This is a genomic window from Vibrio makurazakiensis, assembly GCF_050337375.1.
In the GTDB taxonomy this organism is placed as follows: domain Bacteria; phylum Pseudomonadota; class Gammaproteobacteria; order Enterobacterales; family Vibrionaceae; genus Vibrio; species Vibrio makurazakiensis.
Genome location: NZ_JAKJSW010000213.1, coordinates 1 through 6,812, shown reverse-complemented (window position 1 = coordinate 6,812; position 6,812 = coordinate 1). Strand labels below are relative to the sequence as shown.

Here is a 6,812-nt window from a genome sequence, read left to right as displayed (position 1 = left end):
GGGGAGATCTTGGTTCGACGAATAGATATTTTGAGCAATGATATATGCTTCGTCCATTCGGCGTTTTATTTTATTCCGTGCCTCTAACGACACGATTTTCTCTATTTGAGCGACTTGCTGAGCCACTTGCAAAACTTGAGTTTCGACTAATAGCTTTTGAGAAGCCATATACTCAGTTTGCACAATACCACCGAGTGCTTTTACCTTTTGATTAATGCCGACAACCATCGCTGTATTTACGATGATCGCAGATACAATAATAATGGATATTGGTAAGTACTTAATAAACCAAACCAATTTTTCATCGTTGATATGCAACATTCGAACGCTAAACCAAGTAAAAAGAACAGAATGCTGTATGGTCTCATTTTTTTTACTGTACGGCCATCCCTTAGCTTAAGGAAACATAACACAGATCTATAAAATGTGACTATTCATAAAACAAATTTATCCGGCGAACCTTCGTGATCACAACAACTTGCCACGAAATGGGCTTCAAAGATTAGCAAAGCCCTACCAGTTTTTTATAAATCTAATTACTCAAAACCCTCCCTTGGTGTTATAGTCATATATAACACCAAACATAATGGCGTGTAATGTATGACAGACTGGAATGACAACCAGCCGATTTTTCGTCAACTGAGTAACCAAATTAGCCAACAAATCCTGCAAGGGGTTTGGATCGAGGGATCTGCACTTCCTTCCATCAGGACGGTCGCAGCCGATTTGAAGATCAATCACTTAACAGTGATGAAAAGCTATCAATTATTAGTTGATGAGGGGCTGGTGGAAAAACGTCGCGGACAAGGCATGTTCGTAACAACAGGCGCAGTTGCACAATTAAAGTGCGCAAAACGAAACGAATTTATTGAGCAGCAAGTTCCACAAATAGCGAACACTTTACGCCACATAGATATGGAACTAGACGACTTTGTCTCACAACTCAAAAAGCAAATGAAAGGTCAACAATGACGGTACTAGTCTCAGCAAACAATGTAACCAAAACCTATTCTGACCAGGTTGGTGTACAGAACCTCAGTTTTGAACTTCGTGCAGGCCAAGTACTTGGCTTACTCGGGCACAACGGAGCTGGCAAGTCGACTTTAATCAAAGCGTTGCTTGGCGGTCACCATTTCGACGGCACTATTAACGTTAGCGGCTGCCACCCTATCCATGATCATACAGAGGTGATGAAGCATCTCTCATATATCTCAGACGTCAATGTGCTACCTGATTGGATGACGGTTAAACAACTTCTCAAATACACATCTGGAGTTCACCCTAGCTTTGATCTCAACCGAGCCAAGCAAACTCTAGAAGCGACAAATATTAAACTCACAAGCAAAATCAAATCTCTGTCTAAAGGGATGAAGGTTCAGCTTCACTTAGCCATTATTATTGCAACAGATACTAAGGTACTTATCTTAGATGAACCAACACTCGGCTTAGATTTGATCTACCGTGACACCTTTTATCGACACCTGCTTGAATGGTTTCACGATGGAGAGCGCGCGCTGATCATCGCAAGCCATGAAGTTTCTGAAATTGAGCATTTACTTACCGATGTACTCATCCTCAAGCAAGGGCGTTGTGTCATGCAAGAAAGCATGGAAAACATTGAGCAGAACTACATGATCCTTGATGCAGCCAATAGCTACAACCAAGAAATTGAAGCCCTATCACCACTTTCTCGCCAAGCGGGGCTTGGTAGCAACAAATGGCTGTTAAAAAGCGAATACCGTCAGAGTATTGAACACATGGGCTCCATTTACCCAGTCAAACTCGCCGATCTATTTCTAGCAACTCAGATGGAGATCARGTAATGCATCCTAGTATTTATATGTTAGAAAAAGAGCTGCTTGAACACAAAATGACAACTCGCCTCCCTGCATTTGTCGCACTATGTGGCTTACTGTTGTTTGTAAGTATTTTTACAAGCAGTAACTTGCAAGACAATCTCTTTTTCCAAATGGAATTTCGTGGCGATGTCAGTGAAACTCATATGGAGTTCGTGCAAGATCTCAACATGTTGGTGACGTTTGGCGCGGGGCTGATTTCACTCATACTAACGTCGCTGTATTTGCCTAAAACATTACGTAAGGAACGCCAGGAAGGCAGTTCTATGTTTTGGCGCAGCATGCCAGTTTCTAGCCTACTCACACACGCAGTAAAGCTAGCATACGGGCTCCTTATCATTCCGATGATATGCTCTCTACTGGTGCTGTCGGCAGACTTCTTACTCTGGATCATTAACTTGGGCAGTGAAGGACAACTGGCCTTATTAGTCGAACAAGAGTCACTGTTTTATGTCGCGACAAATTGGTTAGTATTCTTATCTAGAATGGTATTGGTTGCATTTACCTTATTGCCGCTCGCATGCCTAGCTTTAATGGTTTCACAGCTTGTGAGTTCACCCATTTTGGTTATTGCCGTTGTTGGGTTTGCTGCTAAATGGTTGGCCAGCGTATTATTTGGCTTCTATGGGGTTGGGTACTTCATGTCCGAAATTTTGGCACTTCCTGTGAATGTTCTATTTTCAGATCAACCAATTAATGCTCTATTTGCTAGTAACTTACTCTACCTCGCCATTTACTTTGCTCTTGGAATCGTCGCGTTTGGCGTGAGCTTAGCACTGTACAAAACAGATGACGTAAGCTGGAAAAGCTTGATAAAACGCTAGTCGAATACTTAAGTAACCATCGATTTAGCCAAGTAATAACAATGAAAGCTCCTGACTATGTCGGGAGTTTTTTCATTCAAATGAATATAGACGTAAGCTGGCTGCTGAGGGAATAAAAGGTTGATTTAGTGTAGCTGAGTAATACTAGAGGGAGGTAATAGACGTATGAATTGGAGTAGGTGTTTTGCTGAAAGTGTTTATTGAGCTGACAACTTATTGAATGGATTCCTGATGTCAGCTCTATGGTGCCGTCTAAACGACTATTTCTTTGAAGCTTCTTTCGCTGTGTCTTTCCAGTATTGGATGCGAACTCGATGAAGCTGTGCTCTTCTCATTTTTTTCATATCATGTTCCTTTTCTTAACTTGCTCTTCTTGAGCTCTTTCTTTTTATTTACCAACCAATCGAATCTAACGCTGTTTCCTGAGCTTAACAGTGATTTAAATCACAAAATATAAAGAGTTACGTATTCTATATACTTTTATATTTGAACTAGATAACACTTCTAATGCTAGACAACGTCACCAATCTAAAACTGGCATGTGACAAATCGATTGCAAAAAGACGACATTCCGATGATCTTTCGATCCTTGTCTATGATAAAGCGATTGTAGATTGCTTAAAGTTGCTACTCAGAGCTTCAATCGCAATTTTAACGCTCGCAGGTACTGCCCCAGAAAATGGATGCAAGACATATACCGGCGTGGGTGCAAGTTGATAGCCTGGTAGCCACTCAGTCAATGTATCACGGTACTTGCCAAACACAAAATCTGGCAAGATACCTACGCCAGCTCCGTTATTAATCAATGATATACAAGTATATATGGTGTTTGCTCTATGTTTTACATCGGCTAAAAACACCATTTCTTTTTTGTCATTTATCGACATAAATTGATGTTCGATATGTTTAGGCTGCCAATTATTTGCCACATACGGCAATGATGACATTTTAGTTATCTCTTTCTTTCTACTTGCCAGGCAGCACAGTACATCTTGGATCACTCCAATTCTCCGCTGTTTTAGATTACTGACCGTTGACTCTCCAAAGCGGATCGCCAAATCGATCCCTTCCTGCATAAGATCTAATTGGTCATCATGTCCGATCAATTCAAGCTGCACGTCATGGTATTGCTCAAATGCCAACACCAATGCAGGTGCAACAATAGAGTCCATTAGTGCATGAGGAGCGGTTACCTTCAGCTTTCCTCTTGGGATAGTCTGCTGTTCAGTCATCTCTTCCCAGGCTTGCTCTGACACCTTGTGGATGGTGCAGCAATGGAGATAGAAACGTTCGCCTTCTGCCGTTAAGCTTTGTTTTCGCGTAGTACGTTTAAGTAAGGTAACAGCGAGATCCGCTTCCAACTGCTTGATATGTTGGCTAACCACTGACTTAGACAGATCAAGCTTATCTGCAGCCTTAGTGATTGAACCAGACTCGACCACTTGCATGAACACCATCATCTGTCTTAGCTTTCTCATTGTTCTATTTTCCTAAACAGTATTTTTATTTTACTTTGTTTTTCCAATCCAATTGTAACGTTAAAGTCTCTCCCATACACGAATTAGGAGAACTAAAATGAACAAACAACTAAATCAAGAAGCAGTACTAGAAGCATGCAAAACCGCTATCAATGCCTGGCAATTGGCATTCAATTCGCAAGATGCAGCGGGATGTGCAGCACAATATGCAGAAGGCACGGTCATGGAAGCACGACCATTCGGAACTTTCACTGGCCGTGAAGAGATACAAGCATTTTGGCAGAACATCATCGACCAAGGTTTCTCAAACGTAGATTACACAGACGTAAAATGGGAGAAGCATGATGACAATGGCTACATTCTGTCTGCAAACTGGACAATGAACAAAGCATTCGGTGTCGTCCACCGTGAGCACTGGGCCATTCAAGAAGATGGTAAAGCGCGTTTAGTTTTTGATGATTTCGAAGTTCAAGGCGAAAGATAATAGCGGCTCAATAGATACTTTTTCTAACCGTATTGGTCGTCATCTAGACCCCGCTAAATTCAAGCAACCGTTCACGGGTGAGTCACTCAACGTAAACCCACCGAGTGAACGGCTGCATGTTTTTACAATAAGGTGCAATAGTAGACTTACATCGACACAATTGGCTTATTCGTAATCGCCTAATCGAATCGTTTTATTAACACCCAACTCCTGTATAAAGTCCTTATCGTGGCTCACTACCACAAAGCTTCCCAAATAACCTCTTAAGGCAGAAGCCAGTATCTGTTTCGAATCAATATCCAAATGGTTATCGGGCTCGTCTAAAAGCAATAATGGCGCCCCTTTCATATGGCTGACCACCAGCATCGACAACTTCATCTTTTCTCCACCACTTAAAAACGTCACTAGTCGGTAAACACTGTCCCGCCTAAAGCCAATGCCGGCGAGTAAGGTTCGAGCATCACTTTCTAACAAACCACGACAATAGTAAGTGAGGTYATCTAATAACGACATTTCAGGGTTTAACAAACCAAAATGCTGATCCAAATATATAGTGTCGCTGCTTTTTTCTATCAGCCCTTGATAGTTCGGTTGTTGCCCATGTATCGCTTTGAGTAAGGTCGACTTACCGCTACCATTTGCCCCATCAAGATGCCAACGGTCGGTATGCATAATACTCAACGAGATAGATCTTTTGTTACCGTGTTCTAAGGTGCACTTATCCACCTTAACGAGAATCCTCTTTTTCACTTCAGTAGAACTTTGCAAATACATGGCTTGTGGTTTCAGCGTCTCCTTTTGCTGCTGAAGACGATCTAACTTATCTTGATTTCGGCTCAATTGGTTATTTTGATTTATGATGGCAGCAGAACGAGACAACTCCGCTTTTCCTTTCATTGCATCCATCAAAATCTTAGGCTGGCTACCCGACTGACGACAACGGTTACCTTGCGCCTCTCTTTGCTGAGCCTTTTCTCTATTGATTTGAGCTTGCCGTTCGATCTTTTTCTTCTCAGACTTCAGCTGGCTAATTCGCTTATCCAACGCTTGAGCCTGCTGAGTCGTTTGATCAAAGAAATCATCATAGTTGCCTTTGAAATAACTCAAACCCAAACTCGTTAATTGATAGATAGCATCAACACCTCTCAATAAACTTCTATCATGGCTTACCAGTAAAATGCGCGCTTGTGAGTCCTTTATCCGTTGCGTAAGCCACTGCTTCCCTCTTGCGTCGATGTGGTTAGATGGCTCATCTAACAGCAATATTTCGGCATCGGACTCAAACAACCTAAAGAGTTGTAGCAACGCGAGCTGCCCACCACTTAAAGTCGCGCAAAGAGTGTCTAAGTTTTCAGGGATATTTAAAGACTTGAGTTCGAGCTGATAACGGGACTCTATATCCCAATCTTCCCCTAYAACATCAAACCATTGCGATTCACTGTGTCCTTGTTCAATAGCCCGTAATGCTTGGCGTTTGTCGTCTAGGCCTAAGAATTTCGAAATAGTTACTGAGCCATCAAGTAACTTAGAAGGGAGTTGAGAGTAATAACCTATCTTCCCTTGTGAAGTCACATTACCTTGCGTGGGAATTACTTCCCCTAACAATAGGGAAACCAGTACTGACTTCCCTACCCCATTGCGGCCTACAAGCCCTGTTATTCCCGGATTTAGGTTAAAGTTGATGTTTTTAAATAACCACTCGCCAGTATTTAGCTGGAAAGAAAGTTGGTGTGATATAACTGCAGGCATAGGAATACCTCCTTTTACGAATACGTTGCAAAAGGGGTTGCGCGTTTTCAGCTAAAAGTCTATTCGCTGAGCGCCGAGCGTAATGTGCTTATTTAAAAATTCTTACTTCAGTATCTAGTCACTTTATTAACCATCTGATTCGCGAAATACCCACTCTATAGAATTGACGACTCCATGAGCTTAATGACTTCGCTAAAAGATGTTTAAGTCTCTTTTTTATAAAAGAGACTTACTCTATGAACATTTATTCTTCTATATCAGTAGCATACTGAGAAAAATCGGTTTCAAGAAAGTGTGTGCACTAGATATGGATAGGTATGACGAAAAGCAACGCCCACTAACCCCGAGAGTCTATTTAGCCAGTTAACATGCAGGATATAACTTATTAATATACAAGGTTTAACTTAGCTGTGATGAATAG

General features: G+C 41.6%; 7 protein-coding genes. 4 read left to right on the top strand and 3 right to left on the bottom strand.

The genetic code is table 11. From position 1 onward, the window contains the following. Nucleotides 1–321 (bottom strand): hypothetical protein (locus tag L4C33_RS18100; protein ID WP_428813807.1); only part of this gene is annotated, 321 nt, incomplete at its 3' end. Nucleotides 322–600: 279 nt separating this feature from the next. On the opposite strand from L4C33_RS18100, the gene L4C33_RS18095 reads away from it, so the two are divergent. The 3 genes from L4C33_RS18095 to L4C33_RS18085 are packed head-to-tail and all read left to right on the top strand — an operon-like array spanning nucleotide 601 to nucleotide 2,680. Further along, complete coding sequence (locus tag L4C33_RS18095; RefSeq protein ID WP_428813806.1) at nucleotides 601–972, top strand: GntR family transcriptional regulator; 372 nt, start codon at nucleotides 601–603, stop codon at nucleotides 970–972. Further along, nucleotides 969–1,823 (top strand): ABC transporter ATP-binding protein, encoded by an 855-nt coding sequence (locus L4C33_RS18090; RefSeq protein ID WP_428813805.1) that lies wholly within the window; start codon nucleotides 969–971, stop codon nucleotides 1,821–1,823. The genes L4C33_RS18095 and L4C33_RS18090 overlap by 4 nt, the downstream gene beginning before the upstream one ends. Then, complete coding sequence (locus tag L4C33_RS18085; RefSeq protein ID WP_428813804.1) at nucleotides 1,823–2,680, top strand: hypothetical protein; 858 nt, start codon at nucleotides 1,823–1,825, stop codon at nucleotides 2,678–2,680. Before L4C33_RS18090 ends, L4C33_RS18085 begins: the two co-directional genes overlap by 1 nt. Nucleotides 2,681–3,273: 593 nt before the next feature. On the opposite strand, the gene L4C33_RS18080 is transcribed toward L4C33_RS18085, so the two are convergent. After that, on the bottom strand, nucleotides 3,274–4,158 hold the full coding sequence (locus L4C33_RS18080; RefSeq protein WP_428813803.1) for a LysR family transcriptional regulator: 885 nt from the start codon (nucleotides 4,156–4,158) through the stop codon (nucleotides 3,274–3,276). A 97-nt stretch (nucleotides 4,159–4,255) separates the two neighbouring features. On the opposite strand from L4C33_RS18080, the gene L4C33_RS18075 reads away from it, so the two are divergent. Next, a complete protein-coding gene (locus L4C33_RS18075; RefSeq protein ID WP_428813802.1) occupies nucleotides 4,256–4,642 on the top strand; it encodes a YybH family protein in 387 nt (128 codons plus the stop codon). Nucleotides 4,643–4,807: 165 nt separating this feature from the next. Here the strand turns inward: L4C33_RS18075 and L4C33_RS18070 are convergent, their stop codons facing one another. After that, the gene (locus tag L4C33_RS18070; RefSeq protein WP_428813801.1) at nucleotides 4,808–6,391 is read right to left on the bottom strand and encodes an ATP-binding cassette domain-containing protein; all 1,584 of its coding nucleotides are present in this window, start codon (nucleotides 6,389–6,391) and stop codon (nucleotides 4,808–4,810) included. Between the last annotated feature and the right edge of the window lie 421 nt (nucleotides 6,392–6,812).

Bases quoted from the DNA above. Each gene is read 5' to 3' on its own strand.
- L4C33_RS18095 (WP_428813806.1), top strand. From the start codon at position 601: ATGACAGACTGGAATGACAACCAGCCGATTTTTCGTCAACTGAGTAAC.
- L4C33_RS18085 (WP_428813804.1), top strand. From the start codon at position 1,823: ATGCATCCTAGTATTTATATGTTAGAAAAAGAGCTGCTTGAACACAAA.
- L4C33_RS18080 (WP_428813803.1), bottom strand. From the start codon at position 4,158: ATGAGAAAGCTAAGACAGATGATGGTGTTCATGCAAGTGGTCGAGTCT.
- L4C33_RS18075 (WP_428813802.1), top strand. From the start codon at position 4,256: ATGAACAAACAACTAAATCAAGAAGCAGTACTAGAAGCATGCAAAACC.